The organism is Streptomyces inhibens (assembly GCF_003389455.1).
GTDB lineage: Bacteria > Actinomycetota > Actinomycetes > Streptomycetales > Streptomycetaceae > Streptomyces > Streptomyces inhibens.
The window spans coordinates 1-2,335 of record NZ_QUAC01000313.1 but is presented as its reverse complement, the minus strand read 5'-3'; the positions used below and the strand labels follow the sequence as shown (position 1 = coordinate 2,335).

At 74.1% G+C, this 2,335-nt stretch carries 2 protein-coding genes; one reads left to right on the top strand and one right to left on the bottom strand.

Going from position 1 to position 2,335, the window contains the following annotated elements; translation table 11 throughout:
• Positions 1-30 precede the first annotated feature (30 nt).
• The gene (locus DY245_RS33685; RefSeq protein WP_128510946.1) at positions 31-1,257 is read right to left on the bottom strand and encodes a glycosyltransferase family 4 protein; all 1,227 of its coding nucleotides are present in this window, start codon (positions 1,255-1,257) and stop codon (positions 31-33) included.
• Positions 1,258-1,493: 236 nt separating this feature from the next.
• Here DY245_RS33685 and DY245_RS33680 point away from each other — a divergent pair, with 236 nt between their 5' ends.
• Entirely contained in the window at positions 1,494-2,270 is a 777-nt protein-coding gene (locus DY245_RS33680) for a response regulator transcription factor (protein WP_128510945.1), read from the top strand.
• The last annotated feature ends 65 nt before the right edge of the window (positions 2,271-2,335 follow it).

Sequence of the window (2,335 nt, the reverse complement as noted above, 5' to 3'; positions counted from 1 at the left end):
CGGACCGGCCCCGCCGGCTCGCCGGAGCCGCTAGCCCCGACGCCGCAGGGCCCGCCGCAGCAGGTTCCGGGCGCGCGCCCGGCCGCGCCCGAGAGCGCGCTGCCAGGCGCGGCCGGTGCGGGTCGAACACAGTTCCTGGAAGAGGAGTTGGTAGCGCTCGGCGATGGGTTCCGGGTCGTAGCGGCGTGAGCTCTTCAGCGCGGCCTCGGCCATCTCCCGGCGGCGCGTGGGGTCCTCGATGAGGTCGAGCAGACCGCCGGCCAGCGCCCGTCCGTCACCGGGCGGTACCAGCAGCCCGTCCCTGCCGTCGTGAATGATCTCCGCGGGGCCCAGCGGGCAGTTGGTGCTGACGACGGGCACCCCGCAGCGCATCGCCTCGACGAGCGTCATACCGAACGACTCGGCGTCCGAGGCCGAGGCGACGATCGACGCCTTGGCGAACTCCGCCTCGATCGGCGAGCGCGGCCCGGTCAGCACCGCCCGGTCGGCCAGCCCGAGCCCGTCGATCAGCCCCTGGAGCTGCGCGCGCTCGGCGCCGCCGCCGTGTATCCGCAGCCGCCAGTCGGGGTGCTTGGCGGCGACCGCGGAGAACGCCTCGATGAGCAGGTCGAAGCGCTTGCCGCGGACCAGCCGGCCGGCCGCGGCGATCACCTTCGAGGTGCCCGAGGAGGCCGGCCCGGCCGGCGCGGGCACGATGTTGGGTACCGCCAGCACCCGTACGCCGGGCAGCGGCATCCGCGCGCGGTAGACGGCGGCATCGGCCTCGGTGGTGGTGACCAGGGCGTCCAGCGTCCGGTAGTGGCGGGCGAGTTCGGTGCGCAGCCGCTTGCTGTGCGCGTCGTGCCGGAGGTGCTCCTGGGCGATTCGCAGCGCCCGGCGGGGGCCGAAGCGGGCCAGGTAGACATTGATGCCGGGCCGGGTGCCGATCAGTACGTCCGCGTCGGTGGTCCGCAGGAACTCCGCGGCGCGCACGTCCACCAGCCGGCTGTACTGGTGGTGCCGCTTCTCGGCGAGCGGGAAGTCCCGCGCGGGCTCGCCGAACCGCGGGTCCGCCATGTCCTCGCTGCCGACCCGCGTGTCCACCAGCGGCACCAGCCGCACCCGGGGGTCCACGGTGAACCGCGGGACCTCACGGTGCCGCATCATCGAGACGATCTCGACGTCATGCCGGTCGGCGAGCGCGGCGGCGAGGTTGAAGGTGGTGCGGATGGTGCCGCCGATGGCGTAGGCGTTGTGCAGCAGCAGGGTGATCTTCATACGGTGTCGTGTTCTCCCCGAGGTGTGCCGAGTCGTGGCGACCGGCTGGGAGCTCGTCGCGGCCGGGTCGCCGCGCGAGGCCCGTCCGGCACGGGGCAACCGTGTCCGCAAGGGGTAAGCCGAGGGCGTGGCCGGGGTGAGAGCCCGGTAAGACCCCGGGTGAGAGCCGGGTAAGAAACCCACCGCCGGACCGGCCGCCCGCCGCCGCACCCCCGCGGCCTTGGCAGACTTGCCGGGTGACCCATTCCGTACTGCTCGCCGAGGACGACCGCCCCATCCGCACCGCCCTGGAGCGTGCCCTGACCCTGGAGGGGTACCAGGTCACCGCCGTCGCCGACGGCATCCAGGCGCTCGCCGCGGCGCACCGCGAGCGGCCGGACGTGATCCTGCTGGACGTGATGATGCCGGGCATCGACGGGCTTCAGGTGTGCCAGGTGCTGCGGGCCGAGCAGGACCGCACCCCGATTCTGATGCTGACCGCCCGGGTCGAGACGGCGGACCGGATCGCCGGCCTGGACGCCGGGGCCGACGACTATGTGGTCAAGCCGTTCGAGGTCGAGGAGGTCTTCGCCCGGCTGCGGGCGCTGCTGCGCAGGACGACGGCGGGCGCGGGGGCGTCCGGGGCGGAGTACGGCGCCGGTGGCGAGGAGGCTGGTGAGTTCGGCGAGGCCGGTGCGGCCGGTGGGGCGTACGACGTCCGGGTGGCGGACAGCGGTCTGGTCGAGGCGGCCGATCTGCGGATCGACGGGCCCTCGCGCCGTGCCTGGCGCGGGGAGCGTGAGCTGGAGCTGACCCGGACCGAGTTCGAGCTGCTGGAACTGCTCGCCCGCAACGCCGGGATCGTCCTGGACCACTCGACGATCTACGACCGGATCTGGGGCTACGACTTCGGACCGGGCTCGAAGAACCTCGCGGTGTACGTGGGCTATCTGCGGCGCAAGGTCGATGTCCCGGGCAGCCGGCCGCTGATCCACACGGTGCGCGGCGTCGGCTACGTCCTGCGGGAGGACTGAGATGCCCGCGCGCGGCGGTCGGGCCGGCTCCGGGCCCCGGGCCCGGCGCGGCCGTCGGCTGCGCG